Annotated in this window: 22 protein-coding genes, 1 other RNA gene and 1 other annotated feature; of the genes, 8 read left to right on the forward strand and 15 right to left on the reverse strand. The window is 34.8% G+C overall.

Translation table 11 applies throughout. The annotated features are described in order from the left end of the window. Window positions 1-97 precede the first annotated feature (97 nt). Both C7P63_RS04710 and C7P63_RS04715 read right to left on the reverse strand, forming a co-directional pair. Window positions 98-1,765 carry a ribonuclease J gene (locus C7P63_RS04710; protein ID WP_125942993.1) on the reverse strand — a complete coding sequence of 556 codons (1,668 nt, stop codon included), beginning with the start codon at window positions 1,763-1,765 and terminating at the stop codon, window positions 98-100. 310 nt (window positions 1,766-2,075) lie between these two features. Next, a complete protein-coding gene (locus tag C7P63_RS04715; protein ID WP_125942994.1) occupies window positions 2,076-3,797 on the reverse strand; it encodes an ABC transporter ATP-binding protein in 1,722 nt (573 codons plus the stop codon). 81 nt (window positions 3,798-3,878) lie between these two features. On the opposite strand from C7P63_RS04715, the gene C7P63_RS04720 reads away from it, so the two are divergent. Beyond that, a complete protein-coding gene (locus tag C7P63_RS04720) occupies window positions 3,879-4,592 on the forward strand; it encodes an HAD family hydrolase (RefSeq protein WP_165863772.1) in 714 nt (237 codons plus the stop codon). 58 nt (window positions 4,593-4,650) lie between these two features. Here C7P63_RS04720 and C7P63_RS04725 read toward each other — a convergent pair whose 3' ends face one another. From C7P63_RS04725 to C7P63_RS04735, 3 genes are read right to left on the reverse strand one after another with little or no spacing between them, the layout of a single operon-like run. After that, window positions 4,651-7,809, reverse strand: coding sequence for an AAA family ATPase (locus tag C7P63_RS04725; RefSeq protein ID WP_125942996.1), 3,159 nt, complete (start codon window positions 7,807-7,809; stop codon window positions 4,651-4,653). Continuing rightward, window positions 7,806-8,954 (reverse strand): exonuclease SbcCD subunit D, encoded by a 1,149-nt coding sequence (locus C7P63_RS04730; RefSeq protein WP_125942997.1) that lies wholly within the window; start codon window positions 8,952-8,954, stop codon window positions 7,806-7,808. The genes C7P63_RS04725 and C7P63_RS04730 overlap by 4 nt, the downstream gene beginning before the upstream one ends. A 45-nt stretch (window positions 8,955-8,999) precedes the next feature. Further along, entirely contained in the window at window positions 9,000-9,635 is a 636-nt protein-coding gene (locus C7P63_RS04735; protein ID WP_125942998.1) for a lysophospholipid acyltransferase family protein, read from the reverse strand. A gap of 127 nt (window positions 9,636-9,762) precedes the next feature. Here C7P63_RS04735 and C7P63_RS04740 point away from each other — a divergent pair, with 127 nt between their 5' ends. Together C7P63_RS04740 and C7P63_RS04745 are read left to right on the forward strand one after the other, a co-directional pair. Then, entirely contained in the window at window positions 9,763-10,506 is a 744-nt protein-coding gene (locus C7P63_RS04740; protein WP_125942999.1) for a tRNA1(Val) (adenine(37)-N6)-methyltransferase, read from the forward strand. Beyond that, complete coding sequence (locus C7P63_RS04745; protein WP_125943000.1) at window positions 10,496-10,780, forward strand: GIY-YIG nuclease family protein; 285 nt, start codon at window positions 10,496-10,498, stop codon at window positions 10,778-10,780. Before C7P63_RS04740 ends, C7P63_RS04745 begins: the two co-directional genes overlap by 11 nt. Before the next feature lie 54 nt (window positions 10,781-10,834). Here the strand turns inward: C7P63_RS04745 and C7P63_RS04750 are convergent, their stop codons facing one another. The 3 genes from C7P63_RS04750 to hisS all read right to left on the reverse strand — a co-directional run bounded on the left by C7P63_RS04750 (window position 10,835) and on the right by hisS (window position 14,913). After that, window positions 10,835-11,716, reverse strand: a complete 882-nt coding sequence (locus tag C7P63_RS04750) for a YitT family protein (protein ID WP_125943001.1) — start codon at window positions 11,714-11,716, stop codon at window positions 10,835-10,837. Window positions 11,717-11,825: 109 nt separating this feature from the next. Next, window positions 11,826-13,586: an aspartate--tRNA ligase gene (gene aspS / locus C7P63_RS04755; RefSeq protein ID WP_125943002.1), complete on the reverse strand. Its 1,761-nt coding sequence runs from the start codon at window positions 13,584-13,586 to the stop codon at window positions 11,826-11,828. Window positions 13,587-13,632: 46 nt separating this feature from the next. Continuing rightward, window positions 13,633-14,913: a histidine--tRNA ligase gene (gene hisS, locus C7P63_RS04760; protein ID WP_125943003.1), complete on the reverse strand. Its 1,281-nt coding sequence runs from the start codon at window positions 14,911-14,913 to the stop codon at window positions 13,633-13,635. Window positions 14,914-14,960: 47 nt separating this feature from the next. Next, window positions 14,961-15,174, reverse strand: a binding site (T-box leader). 157 nt (window positions 15,175-15,331) lie between these two features. Between hisS and C7P63_RS04765 the strand changes: the two genes are divergently transcribed. After that, window positions 15,332-16,612 (forward strand): N-acetylmuramoyl-L-alanine amidase family protein, encoded by a 1,281-nt coding sequence (locus tag C7P63_RS04765; RefSeq protein WP_125943004.1) that lies wholly within the window; start codon window positions 15,332-15,334, stop codon window positions 16,610-16,612. 65 nt (window positions 16,613-16,677) lie between these two features. On the opposite strand, the gene dtd is transcribed toward C7P63_RS04765, so the two are convergent. The 5 genes from dtd to C7P63_RS04790 form a co-directional block, all read right to left on the reverse strand. Continuing rightward, a complete protein-coding gene (gene dtd / locus C7P63_RS04770; protein WP_125943005.1) occupies window positions 16,678-17,124 on the reverse strand; it encodes a D-aminoacyl-tRNA deacylase in 447 nt (148 codons plus the stop codon). 29 nt (window positions 17,125-17,153) lie between these two features. Continuing rightward, window positions 17,154-19,364 carry a RelA/SpoT family protein gene (locus C7P63_RS04775; protein ID WP_125943006.1) on the reverse strand — a complete coding sequence of 737 codons (2,211 nt, stop codon included), beginning with the start codon at window positions 19,362-19,364 and terminating at the stop codon, window positions 17,154-17,156. Between the two features lie 125 nt (window positions 19,365-19,489). Further along, entirely contained in the window at window positions 19,490-20,245 is a 756-nt protein-coding gene (locus tag C7P63_RS04780) for a 16S rRNA (uracil(1498)-N(3))-methyltransferase (protein WP_125943007.1), read from the reverse strand. Between the two features lie 5 nt (window positions 20,246-20,250). Next, window positions 20,251-21,201 carry a 50S ribosomal protein L11 methyltransferase gene (gene prmA / locus C7P63_RS04785; RefSeq protein ID WP_125943008.1) on the reverse strand — a complete coding sequence of 317 codons (951 nt, stop codon included), beginning with the start codon at window positions 21,199-21,201 and terminating at the stop codon, window positions 20,251-20,253. Window positions 21,202-21,217: 16 nt separating this feature from the next. Then, complete coding sequence (locus tag C7P63_RS04790; RefSeq protein ID WP_125943009.1) at window positions 21,218-21,697, reverse strand: DUF3013 family protein; 480 nt, start codon at window positions 21,695-21,697, stop codon at window positions 21,218-21,220. A 129-nt stretch (window positions 21,698-21,826) separates the two neighbouring features. Between C7P63_RS04790 and C7P63_RS04795 the strand changes: the two genes are divergently transcribed. The 4 genes from C7P63_RS04795 (at window position 21,827) to C7P63_RS04805 (ending at window position 24,219) form a co-directional block, all read left to right on the forward strand. Then, window positions 21,827-23,092: a replication-associated recombination protein A gene (locus C7P63_RS04795; protein WP_125943010.1), complete on the forward strand. Its 1,266-nt coding sequence runs from the start codon at window positions 21,827-21,829 to the stop codon at window positions 23,090-23,092. Between the two features lie 104 nt (window positions 23,093-23,196). Further along, window positions 23,197-23,386: non-coding RNA, 6S RNA (gene ssrS, locus C7P63_RS10420), on the forward strand. A gap of 67 nt (window positions 23,387-23,453) precedes the next feature. After that, window positions 23,454-23,741 carry a hypothetical protein gene (locus C7P63_RS04800; protein ID WP_125943011.1) on the forward strand — a complete coding sequence of 96 codons (288 nt, stop codon included), beginning with the start codon at window positions 23,454-23,456 and terminating at the stop codon, window positions 23,739-23,741. Between the two features lie 16 nt (window positions 23,742-23,757). Further along, the gene (locus C7P63_RS04805) at window positions 23,758-24,219 is read left to right on the forward strand and encodes a universal stress protein (RefSeq protein WP_125943012.1); all 462 of its coding nucleotides are present in this window, start codon (window positions 23,758-23,760) and stop codon (window positions 24,217-24,219) included. Window positions 24,220-24,260: 41 nt separating this feature from the next. Here the strand turns inward: C7P63_RS04805 and C7P63_RS04810 are convergent, their stop codons facing one another. Together C7P63_RS04810 and C7P63_RS04815 are read right to left on the reverse strand one after the other, a co-directional pair. Next, window positions 24,261-25,769 carry a DUF1846 domain-containing protein gene (locus C7P63_RS04810; RefSeq protein WP_125943013.1) on the reverse strand — a complete coding sequence of 503 codons (1,509 nt, stop codon included), beginning with the start codon at window positions 25,767-25,769 and terminating at the stop codon, window positions 24,261-24,263. A gap of 171 nt (window positions 25,770-25,940) precedes the next feature. After that, complete coding sequence (locus tag C7P63_RS04815; RefSeq protein WP_125943014.1) at window positions 25,941-26,594, reverse strand: peroxiredoxin; 654 nt, start codon at window positions 26,592-26,594, stop codon at window positions 25,941-25,943. Window positions 26,595-26,637: the final 43 nt, after the last annotated feature.

The raw sequence follows: 26,637 nt of genomic DNA on the forward strand, positions 1-26,637 counted from the left end.
AACAAAAAGAACGGACTGTAATAGTATAACAGTTTATTTTTAATAATAATACAGAAAAAAAGAAAAGTTCTCAATATAATTGAGAACTTTCTTTAATTTATCGGTGACTTGTTTCCATAATAACTGGTAAAATAACTGGTCTCCGTTTAGTTTGCTCAAATAAATATTTGCTTAAAGCTTCTCGAATTTCTTGTTTTAGCTTACTCCACTCAAAATCTTTAGACTGAAGATTTGCTTCTACAATCCCTTCTACAATTGTAGCACTTTCTTTTAGTAAATCTTTACTTTCTTTCACATAGACAAACCCTCTAGAAGAAATTTTAGGTTTAGAAACAATACGTTTTTCTTTTCGGTTGATTGTTGTCACAACAATAAATACCCCGTCTTCTGAAAGCATTTTTCTGTCTCGTAACACAATACTACCAATGTCTCCCACACCAATTCCATCTACTAAGATGTTATCAGCTTCTGTACTACCTGCTACGTGCATATTGCCTTGATGATATTCTAAAATATCTCCCCGACCTGTTAGGTAGATATCTTTATAAGATAAACCTAAGTCATGAGCTAAATCTGCATGAGCAGCTAACATTCTGTACTCTCCTTGAACTGGTACAAAATATTTTGGTTTCATTAAACGTAACATCAATTTCAAATCATTAGGATTAGCATGCCCAGATACTCTAAAATTATCAGAAATAGATTTTACTGTCCCACCTGCACGGTAAACTTTATCTTCTGCTTGAGCGACTGCTGTTTCCATTGCAATTGAAGGAGTGGTGGTAATGTAAACTAAATCTCCCTCTTGAATATTTAACGTTTTATGTCGGCCAATTGCCATTTTTTCAAGAGCTTTAATTGGTTCTCCCATTCGACCTGTTTCTAAAATAAGTAATTCTTCTGGAGCTGTTTTCTTCATTTGTTTTGTTGAAATAATTAAATCTTCACTAGGTAATTGTAATTTTCCTAATTTCATAGCTGTGCGGATAATCCGCTCCAAATCTTGTCCAGTTAATACAACTTTTCGATTAGCTCGATCTGCTGCATCTAACACTTGTTGAATTCGTTGGATATTACTAGCTACACTCGCTACAATAATCCGACCATCCCAATAATTCAGTGTATCATAAACTTCTTCAGCAATTTCTTTTTCAGAAACTACTTGTACAGGATTTTCTGCATTGGAAGAGTCACTTAAAAGAGCTAAGACTCCATCATTTCCAATTTCTGCTAAACGAGATAAATCTGTTTGATACATAGGGATAGCACTATGGTCAAACTTGAAATCTCCCGTATAAACAATACTGCCCTCTTTAGTTTTAATCACCACTCCTACAGAATCTGGAATAGTATGAGTTGTTCTAAAGAAACTAATGGTAGATTGTTCAAAATCAATTTCAGTAAATTCATCAATCACATGAAAATCTTTAAAATACTTAGAGCTATTATAATCTTCCACGTATAACTTAGCTAGTTCAATCGTTAATTCTGTTCCAAAAACAGGGACGTTGATTTCTTCTAATAAATAAGGAAGTGCTCCAATCGCATCTGCATGGCCATGAGTTAAAAAGATTCCTGCGATTTTTTCTTTGTTTTCAAATAAATAAGTAAAGTCTGGAATCACAATGTCAATACCTAATAAATCATTTTCTGGATACTTAAGTCCACAATCTAATACATAAATTTCATCATCTACTTCCACTACATAAAGGTTTTTTCCGTTTTCACGAACTCCTCCTAGTGGAATTATTTTAATATTTGCCAATATTTATCACCTCTAAATGTTTGTTTGTTTCTTGTACACAATCTAGGTACACCATTATATCTATTTATCTAAACAAAAAGGACTTAAAACCCCTCTCAACTTTTTAACTCATTTTTAAATACCCTGTACTGTCTTTATAAAAGAGAAAAAGAGAAGGTGGTTTCGCGGTCGAAATCTGTTGGTTACCATTAGATATAACATCCCAATTAAAAATCAGCTTGTCCTCTAAGAAACTCTTCTTTATTTTAACATATTCTTTCTGAAATATCTCACAAATAAACTTAAAGCTACTAAAAAAGCCAAGAGGGAACTATCCCTCTTGGCTAAACTGTGCTTGATATAATTGATAGTACATTCCTTTTAACGCCATTAAACTATCATGAGTACCCATTTCTTTAATCCCGTGATCAGCCACAACAACGATTCTAGTAGCATCTTTAATAGTTGCAAATCGGTGAGCAATAATTAAGGTAGTTCTATCTTTGGATAAAGCTTGTAATGATTCTTGAATAACTTGCTCTGTTTCAGTATCTAAAGCAGAAGTAGCTTCATCTAAAATTAAAATAGGCGGATTTTTAAGGAAAATTCTAGCAATGGATACTCGTTGTTTTTGGCCACCTGACAATTTAACTCCTCGTTCTCCAATGATAGTATCCAGTCCTTCCGGCATTTCAGACACAACTTGATCTAAGTGAGCTAACCTAACAGCTTCTAAAACTTGCTCATCTGTTGCGGTTAAATTTCCGTAGCGTATATTTTCCCGAATCGTCCCTGGAAATAGGAACACATCTTGTTGAACAACTCCAATATGATGTCTTAAAGACTGAAGGGTTACATCCTGAATGTCGTATTGATCAATATAAATATTTCCCTGATCTACTTCATAAAAGCGTGGCAACAAATTACACAAAGTAGTTTTTCCTGCTCCACTTGGTCCTACAAAGGCAATGGTTTCCCCAGCAGGAATGGTTAAAGACACATTGTTTAATACTTCAGTTCCATCATCATAAGCAAAGGAAACCTGATCATAAACAATGTTCCCGTTAACATTTAGCATATCTTCTGCTTTTTTAGCATCTTGAATACTTGGTTCTTTATCAATTTCTTCAATAAACCGTCTAAAACCTGCTATTCCTTTTGGATAACTTTCAATCATATTGTTAACTTTTTCAATTGGACGAACAAAAACATTAGATAGTAAAATAAATCCCACAAATTCTCCGTAAGTAATTTCTCCTCGAATGCTATAATAAGCACCAAAAATCAATGCAAACAAACTAATCAAACGGATAAATAAATAATTGTAAGCAGAACTTACTCCCATCACTTGATAGAATTTAATTTTAGATTGTCGGTACATATTATTTAGTTCTTTAAAACGACGAGTTTCAAACTCTTCATTCCCAAAAGCTTGAATGACACGAATACCACTGACATTGGCTTCAATCCCTGCATTAAACTCTCCTAAATTTTGGTAAATATCAGTATTAACTTTGGTCATTTTTTTGTTAAAAAAGACTAAGGCTAAGGTGATAAATGGAATTAATACAATGGTAGCTAAAGCTAATTTAACATGAATTCGTAACATTAAAACAAAAGCACCTGTCAAAGTCATCAAGGTAATAAATACATCTTCTGGTCCATGATGGGCTACCTCTGAAATTTCAAACAAATCAGTGGTTAACCGGCTCATTAATTTACCTGTTTTTTGTTCATCGTAATAGCTAAAAGATTGCTTTTGTAGATGTTCATATAAATCTTGCCGCATATCTGTTTCGATATTAACCCCTAACCGGTGACCTAAGGCGACCACAATATATTGCAGTCCTGTATTGACCACATAAAAAAATAATAAAGATAAACAGGCTACCACAATTAACCGCCAATTTTCTTGAGGTAAAATAGTATCAATCACTTGATTAACCACAATAGGAAATGCTAATTCCAAAATAGCGGCAATAGTAGCACAGCTAAAGTCTAAAAGAAATAATTTTTTATAGGGCTTATAATAATTAAAAAATCTTTTGAGCATGCAAACCTTCTCTCCTTTTTAAAACGCTATTATTTATTTATGATATACTGAATGAGTCTAAAAAGAAAGGAAGAGTTATTTATGATTAAAGGAATTATTTGGGACGTAGACGATACACTTTACGATCAACTACTCCCTTTTCAATCTGCCGTTAAGCAGACATTTCCAGAGATTTATCCTCATCTCCCTATGGACGCTTTTTATAAACAATTTCGCCACAATAGCGATGCTGTCTTTTTTAAACAAGTCAGCGGGGAATGGAGTCTAGAATATATGCGCCAATACCGGATTCAACAAACCTTACTAGACTTTAACTATCCTAAGATCTCACTAGAAACTGCCCAAGTTTTTCAGGAACATTATCAATATGAATTAGATCATATTGAATTAATGCCAGCTATCCGTAGCTTACTAGACTTGTTAGCTAAAACCTCGCTGCAACTAGGAGTGATTACTAACGGACCTAGTGACCATCAACATAAAAAAATTAAACAATTATCCCTTTCAAAATGGATCCCCACTTCTCAGATAATTGTTTCCGGTGATGTTCAAACGGAAAAACCTGGTGCTAGTATTTTTAAACAAATGGAAATACGAACAGGTCTAAAGGAAGGGGAACTACTTTATATTGGCGATAGTTTTGCCAATGATGTAGTAGGAGCTAATCAAGCAAATTGGTCGGTTTTATGGTTTAATCACCGACATCATTCTCCTTTAGATCTAGAATTATCCTATACAGAAATTCTATCGGTAGACGAACTGGTGAACTACCTTCACCAACATCATCTTAGCTAATGATTAATAAAAAAGATTAAGATAACATAATAGATTATCTTAATCTTTTTTATTGGCGTTAAATTAATTGATACTTTATTCGGCTTTGACCTTGTCCGTCACTAATTACTTGTAATTGTTGGGGTATTCGCTGTTTTAGCTCTTGAACGTGACTAATTATTCCAATCATCTTACCCTGTCCTTCAATAGATTCTAGTGCTTCCATAGCTGTTTCTAATGACTCGCTATCTAATGATCCAAATCCTTCATCAATAAATAAAGCATCAATTTTAACACTTCCTGACTGCATTTGGATAACATCTGCTAGAGAAAGTGATAAAGCCAAAGCAGCAATAAAGCTTTCTCCTCCAGATAAAGTATGAATATTCCTAATTCCTCCTAAGTTGTCATCATATACATTTAACTCTAAGCCTGAAGCTTTTTTATAAGAACCGGATTCTTTGTTTAATTGAAAACTATAACGACCATGCGTTAACTGCATAAATCGGTTATTAGCTAAACGTAAAACTTCGTTGAAATAGGTTTGTAAAACAAATCGTTCAAGACTTACTTTAGACTGACTCCCATCTCCATTAGCTACTTCTGAAAGTTGGTTTAAAGCAGCTAGTGTGTCCCATTGTTCTTTTAATTCATGATACGTTTGACTAACCCACTGATATGCTTGCTGACAATCTTTCAGTTCATATTTTAAATTAGTCAATTCTTCTTGCATTTGTGCGAGTTCTGTTTCACACATGTTTAATTGGGCTTGTTCTTCATCTTTGTCAGGTTGCTCTTCTACTTTTAATTCTTCTTTTAACTGTTTTTGCCTAATAAGTGTTTGCATTTGTTTCTCTTTAAAATCTTCAATCTCTTGTGTTAATTCAGCAATCTCTTCTGGTTTAACCATTTGTTCTACTAGTTGATCAAAACTATCTTCATAAGGACTTTTTTGGATTTTTTCTGTTATTTTTTCTTCAATTTCTCTTTGAAGTTGATTTATTTTTTCCAGTTGCTGAGTGATATGTTTTTGCTCAATTTGAATTGAAATTAACTGTTGACTAATCTTTTCTTTCTCTTCTTGGGCTTCTTTCAACAGCCTGTTTCCTTCTTCAATGGTATCTTTCAGCGACTCTTTGACCTGATTTAAATCTTGTTCGATAAAACTTGGATCTACATACTGAAACAAAGTAGATACTTTTGCTTCTAGTGCTGACACTTCTTGTTTACTTTCCTGAACTTCCTCAGACAAGCGAATTTTTTCTTCATTCTTTTCTTCAATTTTTTCCTCTAGCTGAATTAACTTTTCTTCTTGTTCTGCAATTTCCGCTAACTTGTCCTTCACATTTTCTTCTTCTAAAGAGTAAGTAGCTAGATTATCCTTTAACACAGCTAATAGTTGGTCATTAGAATTTAGTTGCGGCAAGCTAGCTAACTCTTTAGGGACCTTTATTTGCTTTTCCAGCTCAAGTTGGTGTAACTTAGCTAATTCGGTTTGCTGTCCTTCTAATCCTATGCTTTTTTCAGTAGTAACTTTTGCTACTTGTTGGTTTAAGTCAAGAAAGGTTTTTTCTGCTTCTTCTTTTTGTTTTTCAAGAGTTTGGACTTGATTTAATGTCCAATTTTCTTCTTGGTTTTGTTTTTTCGGATGGTCTAATGATCCACAAACTGGACAAGGTTGATTAGCTTCTAATAATAAAGCCAAGCGCGTTCCTTGTATATCCTGCCACTGCTGTTTAGTTTGATCATAATTTATCCTAGCTTGTTCCTTGTCTTCAAATAGTTGCTCTAATGCCTTGGTCAAATCTGCTAAGTATTTTTTACTGTCTTCGATTTTTTGTTCCTGACAAGCAAGTTGAGTAATCAATTGATTAAACTCTTCGTACTGCTTAATTTTTGTTTGCCAATCTACTAATTGTTTTGAGTAATCATCTTTCAACTGAATCATCTGGTTCAGTTGATGCTTTTGCTCGGCACTTTTTTCTAAGGACTGGGAAACTATTTCTATCTGTTCCACTTGCCGTTCTAATTGTTCTTTCTTTTCAATTTCTTGTTGTTTTAGCCTACGATACTCGTCAATTTTGGGAATCATCTCTTCTAGTTTAACTAGCTGTTGCTTTGCCTGTTCAATTTTATCTGTATTTTTATGGCAAGTAGCTAGTCGTTGTTGATTATCAGCCTGTTCTTCGATTTTTTTACTTTCTTCTTGGCGATTAGTAGCTATTCTTGTTAATAGCTGTTGTTTTTCTCCTTCGTTTTCCTTCCATTTCTCTAGTTGAGGTTGACAACTTAATAACCAGTTAAGTTTGTTTAGCTCTTCTTTTTTAGCTAGAATATAAGGTTCTTCCTCCTGTAGTTTAGCTGATACTTCTAGTTCTTGTTGCCATTTAAAAAATAACTGTTCTTGCTGTTCTTTTTCTTGCAACGCCTTGCTTAGTCGTTGTTGTTCTTCGGTTTTTTTCTCGATTTTTTGACTAGAACAAGCCACACCTTGTTGTCTGTGCTGGATTTCTAAGTCTAACAACTCTAATCTAGCTTCCACACTCTCATCTAGTTCAAACTGAGTAAGTTGCTCTTTTGACCAAGGAATTTCACTCCATTTAGCCGTAATTTGCTTACTAGTTTGCTCCAATCCTTGTTGATAATTTTTCTTTAATTCTTTCAGTTGACTGGCCCATTCTTTATAAAAAGCTGTGTGAAATAACTTCCTTAAAATTCCTTCTTTTTCATCACTAGAGGCATTTAAAAATTTACGAAAATCTCCTTGGGGTAATAGAATAAGTTGAGTAAATTGATTCACATCTACTTTTAAAATATCTTCTATTTGTGTTTCTACTTCTGTTTTTTTAATCCATTGATTTATTTCACAACCAGACTTATCTAATTGGGTTAAAGAAACTTTAGAAGGACGTAGAGTAGTTCCCTCCCCTTTTTTCTTAGCTAACTCTTGTTCCGGCTCTCTTACCACCTGATAGGTAAAATTGTCATGAGTGAAGGTTAAAGAAACACGGGTAATCTCTTTTACTGTGGCAAAATTAGACCGCATATCTTTCCCTTCACGTAAATTACCACTTGTTTTTCCGTATAAAGCATAACAGATTCCATCAAAAATACTCGTTTTTCCTGATCCTGTTTTTCCTGTAATTAAAAATAGCGGCAACTCATCAAACTGATCAAATCTAATTTGTTCATGCTGATAAGGGCCAAAATTTTCTAATACTAATTTAATTGGCTTCATACTTGTTCTCTCCTTGCTGCTTGTGTCATTGCCAGACTCTCTTTTAACCAATTAACTTGTTCTTCTGTCAATTCATCCTCTGTAATCTGTTTAAAGTATGTAGTAAATAATTCTAACGGATCTAACTCTTGTAGTTTTTGACTCATTTGACTCGCTTCGTTTTCTCTACAATCTCGGCCGTAAGCTCGGTCAAGTTGAATGATATGTGGATAAATTTTTCTAAGTTCTGTCATAACATTAGGAATGACCTTAGTATCCGTTAAAGATATGGCTAAATAATTATCTCGTTTAATTTGTTCATAATACTCTTTTGACATAAGCTCTTGAAAAGAAGCAGTTATTTGTTGCAAATCTGCTAGTGGTTCAACTTTTCTAAATGTTGTTGTCACTTGTTTATCTTCCAGAGAAACAATCCAAACCCCTTTTTCATCAGAAACTTCAGAAACTGAATATTTTAACAATGAACCACTGTATTTAACTCTTGAGTGACTTAAAGCTTGTTTAGAATGAAGATGGCCCAAAGCAACATAATCAAAAGACTCAGCCAGTAAATCTAGAGAGATAGCGTCTAACCCACCAACTGTTACTTTTGTTTCTGAATCTGTTTTTTGTCCCCCTGCTACAAAGAAGTGGGTCACTAACAGATGTTGTTTGTCTGGCTTCATCTCTTTTTTCATCTCTTCTACCAAACGAGTGACGCCTTGTTGAATTGTCTTAATTTTCTCGTCTTGAAATAGTTGTCTAGCTTCAAAAGGTTCAAAATAAGGCAGTAAAAAAACTTGAGTATCTGCTAATTCGATTGGCTTGGTTGCCTCCAGCAAATTAGTTTTTAGATAAAAATTAGAATACTGGTACCATTCACTCCCTGTTCCTAAACGTTCCCCACTATCATGATTGCCTGCAATAGCAAAAATAGGAAAGGTTTCTTTTAAGTTTAATTCAATAAACATTTGATTTAAGGTTTCCACTGCGTCAACACTAGGTAACCCTCTATCATATAAATCGCCTGCAATAATAATCCCGTCTACTTCTTCTTCTTTAGCTATTTGAAGGAGTTGCTTAAAAACGTGGTTTTGCTGCTCTAACAAATCAAAGCCATTTAACTTTTTACCAATATGCCAATCAGCTGTATGTAAAAATTTCATCGTATCACTCCTTTTTATTCCCTAACAAAAAGAAACAGTAATCATCTACTGTTTCTCTTTTTTAGGCGCTGGAATATATTTAAATGTTGGATCAATTTCTTTATCTAATTGGTCAAAAGCTGTCGTCATTCTTCTTTCGACTTCATCTAATCCTGCTTTATCCATTCGTTTAATATCGGTAACGTCGATTGGATCTCCAAATCTAATAGTTATTTTTTGTCGTTTTAAAAAGTCTTTAAAAGTCAAAGGACCTTGATAGACAGCGGGCACAAGAGGAACTTTAGCCATTTTTGCGATTAAAGCAGCTCCGCCTTTTAACTCTTCTGAATGTCTTGTACCACTTGGAAACATAATTAAACTTAACTCACTATTTTTCAATAATTTAACAGGCTTTTTAATGACACTAGGACCTGGATTATTACGATCCACTGGAAACGCATGAGCATGAACTAAAATCCAACGTAAAACAGGTCGTTTAAATAATTCCTCTTTAGCCATAAAAGAAAATTCTTTTGGGCTGGCTGCTAAGGCAAAATAAATCGGATCCCACCAAGTTCTGTGAGGCCCAACTAAAATATAATTAGTGTCTTGGGGTAGCTTTTCTTTTTGTTCATAGCTAGCTTTTCCATTTAAAAGCCATACAACAAAGCGAGCTACTTGTCTAATAAATCTAAAAAACATTCTCTTTCCTCCAGTTTTGCTTTATCTCTTTCAGTATGCCTAAAAATAATTTGAGATGCAAGTTTTTCTTTTTCTTTTCTAACTCCATGATATAATAATTGAGATCAAATCAAAAGGAGATAATTATATGTCCGTTGTTTTATATGAAAATGAACGTATTGACCAACTTTACTCAGAAGGTGTGCAAATTATCCAAAGTCAAGAAGTTTTTTCTTTTTCTCTTGATGCGGTGCTATTAGCTCATTTTACTAATGTTCCTAAATCCGGAAAAATTGTTGATTTATGTGCCGGAAACGGAGCCATCGGTTTATTTTTAAGTCAAAAAACCCAAGCTAAAATTACTGGTATTGAAATCCAAGAAAGATTAGCAGATATGGCCAGACGTAGTGTCGCCTTAAATCAGCTAACAGAACAAATGGATATCCTAACTTTGCCTTTACAACAAGGAAAACAAGTAATTCCTGCTGACTCAGTAGACCTTGTTACTTGTAACCCTCCCTACTTTAAAGAACTACCTACTAGCACTAAAAATCCCAATCCTCATCTAGCCATAGCTCGTCATGAAATTGAGACAACCTTAGAAGAAGTCATTAAAGAAGCAAGTAGACAACTTAAAATGATGGGAAAATTTTCAATGGTCCATCGACCAGATCGCTTATTAGAAATTATTGACTTAATGAACCGTTATAAAATTGCTCCAAAACGAATTCAATTTGTCTACCCTAAACAACACAAAGAAGCCAATATTTTACTAATTGAGGGCATTCGTCATGGTAAAAAAGAGGGACTAAAAATTTTACCACCTTTATATGTTTACGGTGAAGACAATCAGTATCTACCTGAGGTGAAACAAATTTTATATGGAAACTAAACATTATTTTTATGTGTTAGCATGTGCTGATCAAACTTTTTATGGTGGTTACACCACAGATCCTAAAAGACGTTTGGCAGAACACAATTCAGGCAAAGGAGCAAAGTATACTCGGCTAAAGTCAAGACGACCGGCTGAGATGATTTATTGTGAGGCATTTGACACAAGAAGTGCTGCCACTAAAGCTGAATATGCTTTTAAGCAACTTACACGAGCTAAAAAGGAACTATTTTTAACGAATAACCAACAAAAAAACCAGATGAAGCTCTCCTAACCTTGGAGACTACCATCTGGTTCTTTTGTTTAATCTAAAACTTGACCAATTATACTACATACCTGGATCATAAAAATTCCCTAAAATTTGCACATTATCTGCAATACTAACAAAGGCTTTAGGGTCTGATTCCATCATTGCTTCTTCAAACACATGTAACTCAAACCTAGTAATAACCGTTAATAAAACTGTTTTTTCACCGTGATCGTAAGCTCCCTCGGCATCATGGATGATCGTAATCCCTCGACGCAAACGCTCTTGAACACTTTCAATCACTTTGTCTGGTTCCTTGGTAATAATCATTACCTGCAATTTTTGTTGTTTGGTAAAAACGGCATCCGTTACTTTACCACTTACAAAGAAAGACAACACACTATAAAAAGCATAGGGCCAACCAAACAAATAACCTGCAGTTAAAGCAATACTTCCATTAACAATAATAGCAATCGAGCCAACTGTTCGACCAGTTAACTTTCTAATCGTAATGGAAACAATATCTAACCCACCTGAAGATATACCATTCTTCAAAGCAAAACCAATCCCAAAACCGTTTACTGCCCCACCAAATACTGCACAAATAATAGGGTCAGTTGTTAAGGGGGTCACTGGCATTAGTTGGATAGCAATTGTGGTTAAAGTAACTGTCACCGCTGTAAAAATGGTGAACTTTTTACTGATTTGCTTCCAAGCTAAAATAAACAAAGGAAAATTTAACAAGTAATAAATAATCGAAACAGGAGGTTCTGACCCAGTCATTCTTTCCATAACGGACGTCACAATTTGGGCAATCCCTGTTACTCCACTTGCATAAATATTTCCCGGTCGCCAAAAAACATTTAAAGCCACTGATGCAATGATTGCATAAAGAACAGCTACAGTACTTTTTTTCGTGTACTCATTGTTAACCAGTTGTAACTTCTCTCTTATCTCTTTCATTTTATTAAGTGAGTCGCTCCTCTACTTTTAGTCACTCCCATTATAACGATAAGCCCTATATAAATAAAGAGCAATCCTGGAAGATTGCTCTTTATTGTGTAAATTTTAATTATTCTACAATGTTTAAATCTAAATCTTCTAATTGTTGCGAAGAAACTGTACCTGGTGCTGCAGTTAATGGATCCATTGCACGACCATTTTTAGGGAAAGCAATCACTTCTCGGATATTGTCTTTACCTGCTAAAATCATAACAAATCGGTCTAAACCAAGAGCTAAACCGCCATGAGGTGGGAAACCATAATCTAGAGCTTCCATTAAAAAGCCAAACTGAGCTTCTGCTGATTCTTGAGTAAATCCTAAAGCTTTAAACATTTTCTCTTGAACATCTCGTTCATAAATTCTAAGAGAACCTCCACCAATTTCATAACCATTTAATACAACATCATAAGCTTGAGCATGAACTTGGTCTGGTGCTGTTTCTAGTAAATCAATTTGATCTGCTTTTGGCATAGTAAATGGATGGTGAGCTGCCACGTAGCGATCTGCTTCTTCATCGTATTCAAATAGTGGCCAATCAACCACCCATAAGAAATTAAATTTAGTTGTATCAATTAAATCTAATTCTTTTGCTAAACGAGTTCGTAAACCACCTAATGAATCAGCAACAACACTTGCTTTATCAGCACAGAATAAAATTAAATCACCACTTTTAGCTCCTGTTTTTTCTAAAAGTGCTTCAGAAATTTCGCCTAAGAATTTAGCAATTGGTCCTTTCACGCCATCTTCTTCTACTTTTACCCAAGCTAAACCTTTCGCTCCAAATTGGGCAGCATAAGTACCTAAATGATCAATATCTTTACGAGAATACTGACTAGCTGCTCCTTCTGCTACAATGACTTTAACTTGTCCACCATTTTCAATCGCTTGAGTAAATACTTTAAATCCAGCATCTTTTACCACATCACTCACATCGATTAATTCCATGCCGTAGCGAGTATCTGGTTTATCACTACCAAAACGTTCCATCGCTTCTTGATAGCTCATACGTGGAAACGGAGTAGGAATGTCTAATCCTTTCGTTTCTTTCATGACTTTAGCTAACATGTTTTCTGTGTAAGTTTGAATTTCTTCAGCTGTTAAGAAAGAGGTTTCTAAGTCCACTTGAGTAAATTCTGGTTGACGGTCTCCACGTAAATCTTCATCTCGGAAACAGCGAACAATTTGATAGTAACGATCAATCCCTGCTCCCATTAATAACTGTTTATGAATTTGAGGAGACTGTGGTAAAGCATAAAAATGACCTTTATGGACCCTAGAAGGAACTAAATAATCACGAGCACCTTCTGGAGTTGATTTTCCTAAATAAGGTGTTTCAATGTCCATAAAACCATTGTCATCTAAATAATGACGAATAGAACGGGTAACAGCGTGGCGAAGTTTTAAATTTTGAAACATTTCTTGACGTCTTAAATCAATGTAACGATACTTCATCCGAGTATCATCATTCACATTCGAAGCTTCCTCAATAGTGAACGGAGTTGTTTTAGCTTCATTTAAAATAGTGATTGCTTCAGCCATAATTTCAAATTGCCCTGTTTTCATTTGTTTATTGACAACAGAAGCATCACGTAACACAACTTTCCCTGTAATTTCTATTACATATTCTGATCGGCATTTATCTGCCACTTTCCAAGCTTCTTCACTGTGCTCAGGATTAAAGACTACTTGAACATAGCCTTCTCTATCTCTTAAGTCGATAAAAATTAAATTACCTAAATCTCGGCGCTTTTGCACCCAACCTTTTAAAGTAATCTGTTGATCTAATACTTTTTCTGAAACTTCTCCACAATACATTGTACGCTGTGACATAATAACTTTTCTCCCTCTTTCATTCCTAAATCTATCTGCTTTTAGTCTACTGTTTTAGTAAAGAATTTATATCTTGATATAACTCGGTAAATGGAACTGTTTGTTGTTCCCCTGTTCCCATATGTTTAATTTGGGCCACTTGTTTGTCTAGCTCGTCTTCTCCAATAGTTATCACAAAAGAGGCTTGTTGTTTATTAGCTGACTTAAACTGAGCTTTAGCACTTCGGTTCATGTAATCTCGGTCAGCTGAATAACCTAATTTTCTTAAATGACTCACTAATTTTAACGTCGCTCCATTAGTCCTGTCCCCAATTCCGACTACATAGACATCTAGTGGTTGACTAGTTGGAATAGTAATTCCTTCTGCTTCTAACGTAATAATAGCTCTTTCCATTCCTAATGCAAAACCAATGCCGCCAACATCTGGTCCACCTAGCTCTTCCACTAAGCCATTATAACGGCCACCAGCACAGACTGTTGTGATTGCTCCTTGAAATCCTGGTGCAGCACTCATAATCTCAAAGATCGTATGGTTATAGTAGTCAAGACCTCGAACCATGCGGTGATCAATCGTATAAGAGATATCTAATTCATCTAATAATTCACGAACTTGATTAAAATAAGCACTAGAACTTTCATTTAAATAATCTAAAATAGAAGGGGCATTTAAAACAATTTCTTTATCTTGCTCCTCTTTACTATCTAAAACACGTAACGGATTTTCGTGTAGACGACGTTTAGAGTCCTCGCTTAACTGATTTTCAAAGGGCTCTAAATAGTCAATCAAGGCTTGACGATAAGTAGCCCGACTTTCTTTATCTCCTAAAGAGTTAATCACTAACTCTAAATGTTTAACGCCTAATGATTGATAAAATTCCATTGCCATCATAATCGTTTCCACATCAACTGCAGGATTATCACTTCCAAAAACTTCTACCCCAATTTGGTGAAATTGACGCATACGTCCTGCTTGAGGTCTTTCATAACGAAACATAGGTCCCATATAAAAGGTTTTATAAGGTTTTTGATATTCTGGTCCAAATAATTTATGTTCAACAAATGCTCGAACAGTCGGCGCAGTTCCTTCTGGTCGTAAAGTAACGTGACGGTCCCCTTTATCATAAAAATCATACATTTCCTTAGAAACAATATCTGTTGTATCCCCAACACTTCGCGCAATCACTTCATAATGTTCAAAAATTGGCGTACGAATTTCATGAAATTGGTAACGACCAAATAATTCTCTTGCTGTTTTTTCTAGAAATTGCCATTTTTCAACTTCGCCTGGTAAAATATCTTGGGTGCCTTTTGGTTTTTGATATTTCATAACTGTTCCTCTCCTTTTTTGTAATAAAAAAAGCCCTTGTAACATTATACAAGGGCGAATTATCTACGCGGTACCACCTAAATTTGAAAGAGTAATTTTCTCTTTCGACTCTAACGATTAACGCTCGTCACGGAGTAGCTTTTTACTACTCATCTCCAGAGTGTCTTTCCCTAAAGAGATGTTGAAGTTTTCTCAGCCCTTGAAACTTCTCTCTTGAAACATCTAACTAGTTTAGTTACTTTTCTCTTTCATTGATTCACTATATTTATTATGTATTATTTACACGTTACTAAAATTTTCTATAATTGTCAAGTCTCATTCAATTTTAATCTAATCCAAAAAACGAAAGAGAGACTACTTTCTTTTTTAAAATTTTGCTATAATGAGAACAGCTTGTTTTTAAAAGTGAGGAAAATTTATGAAAAATAGTTTTATGAAAGGCAATAAACTTCGATTAATTAGTTTAAATATCATTATTATTTTAATGGTTATATTTTCCTTGCTTAGTTTAGGAAAATATAAAGTTGTGACTGTTGATCCAATAGCTATGAACGTCAGAACTGGTCCAAGTATTGACTTTGACATTCAGTCACAGGTTAAAAAAGGAGATAAGTTAACGATTTTAGAAGAGAAAAATCACTGGTACCGAGTTAAATTTAACGATAATGACACAGGCTGGGTAGCTAGTTGGTTAGTTTCAAACAAAGAAACCAGCCCTGCTACTAATATCGCAGCAAAAATTAACACACCTAAAACCAATCTTAGGGAAGATCCTACAACTGAAAGTAAAAAAATTGCCACCCTAGATAAACAAACCAAGGTAACGATTACCAAAGAGCAACATGGCTGGTCTTATGTAACCGTTGATAACAAAGAAGGTTGGGTTTTTTCTCAATTACTTAATGTAGAAAATAATAAACAACAAGAAAAAGATCTAAGTTCTGAAACTTTATTCGCAAGACAAGATGGAACCAAAATTCGGACAGAACCCTCAATTGACAGCCAGGTATTAACTACTCTCGGTCGCGGAGAAAAAATTCATTTTCTAGAAAATGATGGCGACTGGTATCAAGTTAAAACAGCGAACGGACAAAAAGGTTATGTCGCTAATTGGGTAGTCAGTTTTGGCAAACCGAATAAACATAATAAAATCACGTCTATTGCTGAAACAACTATTGTCCTAGATCCAGGACATGGTGGATATGATGCTGGCTCTTTAAGTAATGACGAGCGGATTTATGAAAAAAATGTCACCTTAAAAACAGCACTAGCCGTTGAAAAAGAGTTAAAATCATTAGGTGCCAATGTCATTATGACTAGACGAGATGACTCATTTATTTCTCTGTCAGGTATTGCTGGAAAAAGTAACCGAGCAAAAGCTGATGTATTTATTAGTTTCCATTTCGACTCAAGTCAACATCCAAATGAGGCATCTGGAACAACTACTTACTACTATAATGAAAAAGATATTCCTTTAGCAGAAACAGTCAACAGCCATATCAAACAAGAACTTCCTCTAACAAACCGAGGAACAGAATTTGGAGACTATCAAGTTTTAAGAGATAATCATCAACCAGCACTTCTGTTAGAATTAGGTTATATGAATAACGATGGAGATGCCTACCTTATTAATAGCAAAGATTATCAGAAAAAAGTAGCACTTGCTGTTAAAAATGCCTTGATGGATTATTTTGAATAAACTTTAACAAAAAGGTCTACTTCAAGTAATTAATTACTTGAAGTAGACCTTTTCTTTGTTTCACTTTATTTGTAATCAGTATCTAAAACAATCGTTACTGGACCATCATTAATTAAAGACACTTCCATATGAGCGCCAAACTGTCCTTCATACACCGGAATTCCTTTTTCTCTAAGTCCTTCATTTAAGTATAAATAAAGCTCATTAGCCTCTTCTGGCTTAGCAGCTCGAGTAAAACTTGGCCGGTTTCCTTTTTTTGTGTTAGCCAATAAGGTAAATTGCGAAATAGATAATATTTCTCCTTTAACATCTGCAATGGATAAATTCATCTTATCCTCTTCATCTTCAAAGATACGCATTTGACTAATTTTTTTAATCAAATAATCTGCTTCTTCTTTTGTATCTCCTTCTTTAACACCAACTAAAAGCATTAATCCTTGTGGAATACTAGAAAGCACTTGATTATCCACTGATACACTTGCTTGACTAACTTTTTGAACCACAATTTTCATGTTGCTATCATCCTTTATCTCTCATTCTCTTAACCGTTTGTCCGACGCACACTATAAACATCTGGGACACTTTTAATTTTATCCACAATTCTTTCTAAATGGGATAAATTTTGAATACTTACTGTCATTAAAATGGTAGCTGTTTTATTTTTATTCGGTCTTGCTTCTACTCGTAATAAATTATTAGTAAATGCATTAACAACTTGCAACACATCATTTAATAAACCAGAACGATCTGCTCCGTAAACTTCTAACTCTGCATTATAAGTTTGTTGACCTACAGCTGCAGTGTCTTCCCATTCAACTTCTATTAGTCGTTCACTAATAGCTTGATTATTTATCATATTGGGACAGTCTTTTCGGTGAATAGAAATTCCTCGACCTTTGGTAATATAGCCAATAATATCGTCTCCAGGAACAGGATTACAACAACGACTGATTCGAATTAACAAGTTGTCTACTCCTTGAATGACCACGCCACCTTCATGACGAACTTTCATTTTTTCTGGTTCTTTCTTAACAGGCTGATTGATCATCTCTTCGACTTCTTGTTTTTTTCGTTCAACTTCTAATTCTCGGCGCTTTTTCTCTGTTAAACGATTAGCAATCATCTTAGCATTAACTTCGCCATAACCAATTCCAGCATATAAATCTTCTTCTGTTTGATAGCTAAACCGATCTAATATTTCCGAAATTTTTTCTTTATTCATAAATTCTTTTGGTTGGAAACTCATCTCTAACAACTGTTTTTCTAACAGTTCTTTTCCTTTATCCAAATTCATTTCTCGGTCTTTATCTTTAAAGAAACGTTTAATTTTATTTCGTGCTTTAGACGTAGCTACCATATTAACCCAGTCACGACTTGGCCCAAATGAGTTAGGAGAAGTCAACACCTCAATAATGTCCCCATTTTTAAGCTTATAATCAAGAGGAACCATCTTGCCATTGACTTTTGCTCCAGTTGTTTTATTCCCAATTTCTGTATGAATGCTATAAGCAAAGTCTAAAGGACAACTGCCTTTTGGTAGCTCTGTTACATCCCCTTTAGGAGTAAACACGTAGACCTTATCTCCAAAAATATCCCCTTTGACACTTTCCATAAAATCGGAAGCATCATAAGATTCTGCTTGTAATTCAAGTATTTCCCTAAACCAACCAAGCTGACGATTATCCTCATCTTCTTTAGCGGATTTACCTTCTTTATAAGCCCAGTGTGCCGCTACCCCAAATTCAGCAATTTCGTGCATTTCTTGAGTTCTAATTTGGATTTCCACTGGATTGCCTTTAGGACCAATCACTGTTGTATGAAGAGATTGATACATATTGGCTTTAGGCATAGCAATATAGTCTTTAAATCTACCTGGCATAGGTTTCCATTTCGTATGAATGGCACCTAAAACACCGTAACAATCCTTAATGGTACTAACAATCACTCGAATCGCTAACAAGTCATAAATTTCTTCAAACTCTTTTTTTTGATCTTTCATTTTACGATAAATCGAATAAATGTGCTTAGGTCTACCGTAAATATCTGCTTCAATGGACAACTCTTCTGTCGCTTCTCTAATTTGACCAACCGTTTCATTAATGTAAGATTCCCGTTCATTTCGTTTAGAATTCATCAAATGAACAATTCGGTAATATTGCTGGGGATTTAAATAGCGTAAAGCCGTGTCTTCTAGTTCCCACTTAATTCGGCTCATCCCTAAACGATGAGCAAGTGGTGCATAAATTTCTAAAGTTTCTTGAGAGATACGCCGTTGTTTATCTGGACGTAAATGTTTCAATGTGCGCATATTATGCAATCTATCTGCTAGTTTTACCATAATAACTCGCAAATCTTGTGCCATAGCTAATAACATTTTACGGTGGTTTTCTGCCAATTGTTCTTCATGGGATTTATATTTAATTTTACCTAGCTTCGTTACACCATCAACAAGCATAGCTACATCTGGTCCAAATTCTTTATCTAAATCTTCTAACGTAACAGGTGTATCTTCTACCACATCATGTAAAAACCCAGTAGCAACTGTAAAAGGATCCATGTGTAAACTAGCTAGTATCCCAGCTACTTGAATAGGATGAACAATATAAGGCTCCCCAGATTTTCTCGTTTGCCCTTCATGAGCTGTTTTTGCAAATTCATAGGCTTTTTCAACAAATTTAGTATGTTCCTGACTCATATACTGCGAAACCATGTCAATGACTTCTCTACCAGTCAAATCTTTTTGTGTCGGCATACTACTCACTCCCTTACAAAAAAAAGCACTGACAATGAGTGCTTTTTCTTAAATTATGATGAAAATTATACCGTTAATTTCCATCCTTTTCAATACAACCCTTGTTTTTATGTACCTTTATTCTATCACATTAATTCTAATTGATAACTAATTGTACTTAATGCATATAAAGGAGCAGTTTCCGCTCTTAAAATTCGAGGTCCTAAACCACATCGCTTAGCCCCTAATTGTTCTAACTTTTCTATTTCACTTGGATGAAATCCTCCCTCTGGCCCAAAGATTAACAACAAGCTCTCAGTTGGTTGAATTTCTTGTAGGGTTTTAACTAATTGCTTGGTTTCTCCTTGTTTAGCAGATTCTTCATAGGCAATTAAGCAATGATCAAATTCATTTATCTGCTGATAAAGTTCAGTTGTTGCTAATAATAGTTGAACAGTAGGTTGAAGAGTGCGGTGACTTTGTTCTGCTGCTTCTTTAGCTATTTTTTCAAAACGTTGTTGTTTTTTTTGTAATTTTTTTTGATCCCATTTCACAACAGAAGTTTGACTAGGAAACCCTATAAATTGACAAGCGCCAAGTTCTGTTCCTTTTTGAATAATCCACTCGAGTTTATCTCCTTTTGGATAACCGCAAGCAATAGTCACTTCTACTGGTAATTCTTTTTCTTGATTTTCTTTTTGAACCTCTTTTAATTCCGCTTTTTCAGCTGTTACATGTGTAATTTCACCGACAATAGCTTGTTGATCCTGAAAAGCTAAGTAACAGCAATCTCCTACTTCCATACGCATCACATGAACCGCATGATGATAGTCTTCACCAATGAGGGAAAAACCTTGTTCTTTAGCCACTTCATAAGTTTCATTTAAAAAGTAACGTTGCATAAATTCTATTCCTCCAAAGCTGGTTTTTCAAAAATAAGTCCATACCAATCTGATTTTTGAAGTAATTCTTGTAAAACAAATCCTTGCTCAAGGGCATCAGCAACCACTTCTGCTTTTTTATCTTCAATAATACCTGATACAATCAGTACCCCTGTTTCTTTTAAAATCCGCCAAGCATCTGGGATTAATTTCAAAATAATATCTGCTAAAATATTAGCCACAACTACATCTGCTTTTAAATTTACACCAGTCAACAAATCATTAGCTGCCACTTTTACATCTTTTGCAACAGGGTTTAGTGCCATATTTTCTTCTGCAGCTTGAACTGCTACCTGATCTAAATCATAGGCATAAACCTCTTTAGCTCCAAAATGTTTACTAGCAATACTTAACACCCCTGAACCTGTACCAACATCCACTACAGTTTCTCCGCCTCTAAGTACCATCTCTAGTCCATGAAGACTTAAATAAGTCGTAGGATGAGTGCCAGTTCCAAATGCCATACCTGGATCTAAATAAATCACACGTTCATCTGAACGTGTTTGCTGATAAGACTCCCACTTAGGAACAATTGTTAAAAAGCGACTAATGGCAATCGGATGATAATACTTTTTCCAAGCTGTTTCCCAAGACTGTTCTTCTAGTACATTAGTTGTAATAACAGCTTCACCTATTTCTAAACCAAACTTAGGAAGTTCATAAACTTTTGTTTCAATTCCAGGTAACAATTCAGGTAAATACGTGGTTTCTGGGAAGTAAGCCATAACTAGAGCTCCTTCTTGGATAAAATCTAAGGATTCTTTATTAATTATTTCGCCTAATAAATCAGGTTGATAGTTTTCTAAATCTTTAGCATCTTCAATTGCGACGCCTGCTGCTCCTGCTTCCATTAAAATATTAGAAACAGCTTCTACTGCTTCACTTTCTGTTTTAATCGTTAACTGTGTCCACTTCATTTTTTATGCTCTCTTTCTAATATCTAGGATAAGGTAATAAAACATCTTCACCTTTTACCGTCGCAACTGTTTCCTCAAACTCTTTTTCATTCCAAACTAGTTCAAACACATCTTGTCCTTCATCTTGTAAAAAGTCTAATAAATCACTTTCACCTTCCACTAATACAGCTGCTAAATACTTAGCTAAACCTTTTAATGTATGACTAGACATGCCTTTTTTCTTGTCAAAAGAAATCACTGCTAAATAATCTTCTTCATCTATTGCATCAGTATCCCCTGCACACAATAATACACTGTCTTCAAATTCAATAATTTCTTCTTCAGAAACTATTCCTTCTAAGTCTTCCACTGTTACAGTCTGATTATTATGACCGTACAAAACAACTATCACTTCTACTAAATGTTTCTTAGTATCCCAGTCGATAGCAAAATCATACTCTCCTAATTCTTTTTCTAAGCAAGTTTCTAAATAATCTAACATTGTTTGTTTTTTCATTTTTTTAGCCTCATTCGTTGAATTTTAATTCATTTTATCATAGAATTGCTACTTTAGGCTCTCTTGGGAGCATAATTTCTTTCTTCAGATATGCTATACTACATTTGTATAGAAAGAAGGTGGAATTTTATGCAAAAACCTTTAGCTTATAGAATGCGTCCACAAAATTTAGATGAAGTAGTGGGACAAGAACATTTAATTGGTCCCGGAAAAATTATTCGCCGAATGGTAGAGGCTAGTATGCTTTCTTCCATGATTTTATACGGCCCACCTGGTATTGGAAAAACTAGCATTGCTAGTGCGATTGCTGGATCGACTTCTCTTGCTTTTAGAACATTAAACGCAGCTACAGATACTAAAAAAGATTTACAAATTGTGGCAGAAGAAGCAAAAATGAGCGGGGGTGTCATTTTACTTTTAGATGAAGTACATCGCTTAGATAAAACCAAACAAGACTTCTTGTTACCACATTTAGAAAGTGGACAAATTATTTTAATTGGTGCTACTACTGAAAATCCTTATATTAGTATCAACCCAGCTATTCGAAGTCGAACACAAATTTTTGAATTAACCCCCCTAACAGAAACCGCTATTCAAGAAGCACTTCAGGCGGCCTTACTAGATAAAAAAAGAGGACTAGGAACTTATGATGTTGAATTAGATGAACTAGCTCTCATTCACTTAGCCAATTCAACCAATGGAGATTTAAGAAGTGCCTTAAACGGATTAGAGTTAGCGGTAAAGTCTACCCCACCTGATGCCACAGGACAGATTCACCTAACTCTTCCTATTATAGAAGAATGCGTTCAGCGTAAATCATTGACCCATGACAAAAAAGGAGATGGCCATTATGATGTTATCTCTGCTTTTCAAAAATCTATTCGTGGTAGTGATGTAAATGCGGCCCTTCATTACATGGCTCGGTTAGTTGAAGCTGGCGATTTACAAAGTTTATGCAGACGTTTATTAGTGATTGCTTATGAGGATGTTGGCCTAGGTAATCCCAATGCAGCTAGCCGAACAGTTCAAGCAGTTATAGCTGCTGAAAAATTAGGTTTTCCAGAAGCATGTATTCCTTTAGCTCAAGCTGTGGTTGACCTGTGTTTATCACCTAAATCAAACTCAAGCTACCAAGCGTTAGATGCTGCTTTAGCAGATATTAGAGCAGGAAAAGCCGGCCCTATTCCTGCTCACTTAAAAGATGCCCATTTTAGTGGAGCGAAAACTTTAGGCCGTGGTCTTGATTATAAATATCCTCATGATTACCCAGGTTCCTGGATTAAACAACAATACTTACCAGATAATTTAAAAAATGCTCGCTACTATCAACCTAAATTAACCGGTAAATATGAACAAGCTCTTTCTCAACAATATGACCGATTAAATAATAGCTAAATTAAGATAAAACATGATTAGATAAAGTTGTAAGCGAATAAACATGACTATGTTTTCAATCTTCTTAATTGCTCATTATAAAAAACTATGGTACTATATAAGTGGGATATCTGTGATGTACGAGTTACTCCTTTAAGTGTTGACCGAACATATTATATTGATATTGGGATCCAACGAGTTTCATCAAAAGACAGGCCTTTTCACTTGGTAGTTTGCTGATAAAACAGAGGAGCCCACCTGCATATATCGCGGGATCAATACGCCAGAGTAACCAACGGCATCTACGGATACTACCCATTAGAATTAACCCTAAAGCAATTTGCATAAGCAAGTTGCTTTTTATACTATTATGAGGTGTTTTATGATTAGATTGTTGTTAGTTATTATTTTAATTATTCAAGGAATTACTTTTGGCTACCTATCCCAAAACAAAGAAAAGCTAAGTTATTTACTTAATCCTGAAAAAGAAGCTACTCTAAAACAATTATTTCAAACTTTTAGTCGCCTTAACATCATTTGTATGTTAATCGGATGTTTCTTTATTTGGATTAACCGAAAAGACACTTCACTAATGTATATCGCTTTAGTTTTAATCATGTCATCTGTTTTTAGTCTAAAATTATCTAAAAACATCCATTCAGACAAGTGAGAGGAGAAGATTTTTCATGCAACATTATCAAAAAATTTTAATCGCCGTTGATGGATCCGATCAGGCAGAAAAAGCATTTAAAAAAGCAGCTAATGTGGCGTTAAGAAATAAAGCTACTCTTTACATAGCTCATATTATTGATATGCGGGCATTTCAATCAGTAACATCTTTTGATGATGAAATGGCTGACCGAGCAACTGCGGTTGCCAAAAACACTCTAACTGACTATGAAAATTATGCTAAAAAATTAGGAGTAGAAGATATACAAACAGTAATCGAATACGGTGCTCCTAAAACATTGATTGCTAAACAGCTACCAACCCAGTACGGGATTGATTTAGTTATGATGGGAGCCACTGGTCTAAACGCTGTTGAAAGATTATTAATTGGTTCTGTATCTGAATATGTTATCAGGCACGCTCCTTGTGATGTTTTAGTGGTGCGAACAGACTTAGATAATACAACTCCATCCGCTTAAAAAAAGCCCTCAAGATTTTAATCTTGAGAGCTTTTTTTTAATTAAATGTAAAATAAATTTTCTGAAGCAAAAATAGGATCACAAGTAATATCGATTCCTAAACGTTTCAATGTCTGTTCATTATCTTTACCAATCATCACAGTGGAGTGTGCTTGGGCATCTTCTAATTTAGATAGTTGTTGATAAGCTAATTCAGCTGTTGGATTTGTTACCGCACTAATAGCTAAAGCAATTAAAATTTCATTGGCTGTTAAAGCTGTATTTTTACTATGTAATTGCTCTGTTTTCATTGCTTGAATTGTTTCTAAAATAACCGGTGATAAAAGTAATATTTCATCTGCAATATTCCCTAATTCCTTCACTGCATTCAAAATAACAGCTGCTCCAGAATCCATTAAAGCAGAGGTTTTACCAGTGATAGTCTTGCCATTAGGTAATTCTAAAGCCATTATCGATACTGGTTCGTTTGTTCCGGTTTGTTGTTTAATTTGCTCACTATAAGTACGAGCTGGCAAAACAGGTTCTCTGTCTTCTTTTTTCAGTCCCGCATCTTCCATAATAAGTCGCATCCGGTTAACAATATCTTCTTCAACTAATCCTTTTTTAAAATCTACTTCTGTTGCAAAACAACGACGAATAATTTCTTGTTTAGCAGCTTTTTGGACAACTTGATCATCAACAATTCCAAAACCAACTCGGTTAACTCCCATATCTGTAGGAGATTGATAAACTGCTTGATGTCCTGTAATCCGTTCAATAATACGTTTAATTACTGGAAATGTTTCTACATCACGGTTATAGTTAACAGCTACTTCATTGTAAGCTTCAAAATGAAAAGAATCAATCATGTTTACATCTTTCAAATCAACTGTAGCAGCCTCATAAGCAATATTAACTGGGTGTTTTAAGGGTAAATTCCACACAGGGAAAGTTTCAAACTTAGAATAACCTGCTTGAGTTCCTTGACGGTTTTCATGGTACAACTGGTTTAAGCAAGTCGCTAATTTACCACTTCCTCCACCAGGCCCGGTAACAACCACAATCGGTTTAGTAGTCGGAATATACTCATTTTTAGCAAAGCCGCCTTCTCCCATAATCAAATCCACATCTGAAGGATACCCTTCAATTAAACCATGTTTATACACTTTAATATTCCGGCGCTCTAACTTATTGATAAATAATTTAGTAGAAGGTTGACCTGTATAACGAGTAATAACCACACTATTTACCTCTAACCCATACTCTCGAAGTTCATCAATCAGGCGAAGAACATCCATATCATAAGTAATCCCTAAATCTCCTCGAACCTTATTTCGTTCAATATCTCCTGCATACACGCACATTAAAATTTCAGCTTGATCTTTTAGCTTTTGCAGCATTTTAATTTTAGAGTCTTCATCAAATCCCGGTAACACTCGTTTAGCATGCTTATCACCAATCAGTTTTCCTCCAAATTCCAAATACAATTTGTCATAGTGATTAACTCTTTCTAAAATATATTTTGATTGCTCTTCAATATATTTTTTTGAATCAAATCCGATTTTTTTCATTAGAAGACCTCCGCTACTTTTAAATTCCAACAAAAAACCACGTCACATCTAAATGCTCCATGGTTTTTTCACATCTTATTTATAATACCTGTTAACAAAAAAATAAGCAATATTATCTTTAACTTATCAAAAAAAAGAGTAGCAAGTATGCTACTCTTTAACTAAACTAGATTAGATTTCTTTTGTACAGAAATAGAAATCTTTACATTGGATTGTATCATCATTCATACGTTCTTCAGCACCTGCTTGTGTTTTAGCTGGAGGAACGATAACACGTTCACCTGGTTCCCAGTTAGCTGGAGTTGCAACAGCATGTTCATCAGATGTTTGTAATGCTTTAACAATACGTAATACTTCTGGAATATTACGGCCATTTGCTGATGGGTAGTAAATAATAGCACGAACAATTTGTTTGTCATCAATCACGAATACAGCACGTGATGTTTCAGTACTGCTTTCGCCAGGCATGATCATACCATATTTATTAGCTACATCCATAGTAATATCAGCAATTACTGGGAAAGTAATTTTTACATCAAAGTTCTTTTCAATGTTTCTTACCCAAGCAATATGTGATGGAACACTATCAATACTTAAACCAATTAATTCAGCATTTAATGCTGCTAAATCTTCGCTGATTCCTTGGAAAGCTACGAATTCAGTTGTACATACAGGTGTGAAATCTGATGGGTGTGAGAATAAAACAACCCATTTTCCTTCATAATCAGATAAGTTAATTTCACCATGTGTCGTTGGTGCTGTAAATTGTGGTGCTGGTGAACCAATACGTGGTAATGTTTGTTGTACGTTGTTTTCTTCTGTCATTAAAAAAACTCCTTTTTATTTTATTCACAGATGAGTGTAAACT

The sequence above is a fragment of the Vagococcus humatus genome, from assembly GCF_003950325.1.
GTDB classification, from domain to species: domain Bacteria; phylum Bacillota; class Bacilli; order Lactobacillales; family Vagococcaceae; genus Vagococcus_C; species Vagococcus_C humatus.

What these genes read in the sequence shown, in the direction of transcription:
- prmA (WP_125943008.1), bottom strand. Translation starts at nt 21,201, where the DNA reads ATGAAGTGGACACAGTTAACGATTAAAACAGAAAGTGAAGCAGTAGAA.
- C7P63_RS04815 (WP_125943014.1), bottom strand. Translation starts at nt 26,594, where the DNA reads ATGACAGAAGAAAACAACGTACAACAAACATTACCACGTATTGGTTCA.
- dtd (WP_125943005.1), bottom strand. Translation starts at nt 17,124, where the DNA reads ATGAAAATTGTGGTTCAAAAAGTTAGTCAAGCAAGTGTATCAGTGGAT.
- C7P63_RS04780 (WP_125943007.1), bottom strand. Translation starts at nt 20,245, where the DNA reads ATGCAACGTTACTTTTTAAATGAAACTTATGAAGTGGCTAAAGAACAA.
- aspS (WP_125943002.1), bottom strand. Translation starts at nt 13,586, where the DNA reads ATGTCACAGCGTACAATGTATTGTGGAGAAGTTTCAGAAAAAGTATTA.
- C7P63_RS04765 (WP_125943004.1), top strand. Translation starts at nt 15,332, where the DNA reads ATGAAAAATAGTTTTATGAAAGGCAATAAACTTCGATTAATTAGTTTA.
- C7P63_RS04715 (WP_125942994.1), bottom strand. Translation starts at nt 3,797, where the DNA reads ATGCTCAAAAGATTTTTTAATTATTATAAGCCCTATAAAAAATTATTT.
- C7P63_RS04740 (WP_125942999.1), top strand. Translation starts at nt 9,763, where the DNA reads ATGTCCGTTGTTTTATATGAAAATGAACGTATTGACCAACTTTACTCA.
- C7P63_RS04745 (WP_125943000.1), top strand. Translation starts at nt 10,496, where the DNA reads ATGGAAACTAAACATTATTTTTATGTGTTAGCATGTGCTGATCAAACT.
- C7P63_RS04735 (WP_125942998.1), bottom strand. Translation starts at nt 9,635, where the DNA reads ATGTTTTTTAGATTTATTAGACAAGTAGCTCGCTTTGTTGTATGGCTT.
- C7P63_RS04725 (WP_125942996.1), bottom strand. Translation starts at nt 7,809, where the DNA reads ATGAAGCCAATTAAATTAGTATTAGAAAATTTTGGCCCTTATCAGCAT.
- C7P63_RS04800 (WP_125943011.1), top strand. Translation starts at nt 23,454, where the DNA reads ATGATTAGATTGTTGTTAGTTATTATTTTAATTATTCAAGGAATTACT.
- C7P63_RS04805 (WP_125943012.1), top strand. Translation starts at nt 23,758, where the DNA reads ATGCAACATTATCAAAAAATTTTAATCGCCGTTGATGGATCCGATCAG.
- C7P63_RS04810 (WP_125943013.1), bottom strand. Translation starts at nt 25,769, where the DNA reads ATGAAAAAAATCGGATTTGATTCAAAAAAATATATTGAAGAGCAATCA.
- C7P63_RS04750 (WP_125943001.1), bottom strand. Translation starts at nt 11,716, where the DNA reads ATGAAAGAGATAAGAGAGAAGTTACAACTGGTTAACAATGAGTACACG.
- C7P63_RS04730 (WP_125942997.1), bottom strand. Translation starts at nt 8,954, where the DNA reads ATGAAATTTTTACATACAGCTGATTGGCATATTGGTAAAAAGTTAAAT.
- C7P63_RS04720 (WP_165863772.1), top strand. Translation starts at nt 3,879, where the DNA reads ATGATTAAAGGAATTATTTGGGACGTAGACGATACACTTTACGATCAA.
- C7P63_RS04795 (WP_125943010.1), top strand. Translation starts at nt 21,827, where the DNA reads ATGCAAAAACCTTTAGCTTATAGAATGCGTCCACAAAATTTAGATGAA.
- hisS (WP_125943003.1), bottom strand. Translation starts at nt 14,913, where the DNA reads ATGAAATATCAAAAACCAAAAGGCACCCAAGATATTTTACCAGGCGAA.
- C7P63_RS04790 (WP_125943009.1), bottom strand. Translation starts at nt 21,697, where the DNA reads ATGAAAAAACAAACAATGTTAGATTATTTAGAAACTTGCTTAGAAAAA.
- C7P63_RS04775 (WP_125943006.1), bottom strand. Translation starts at nt 19,364, where the DNA reads ATGCCGACACAAAAAGATTTGACTGGTAGAGAAGTCATTGACATGGTT.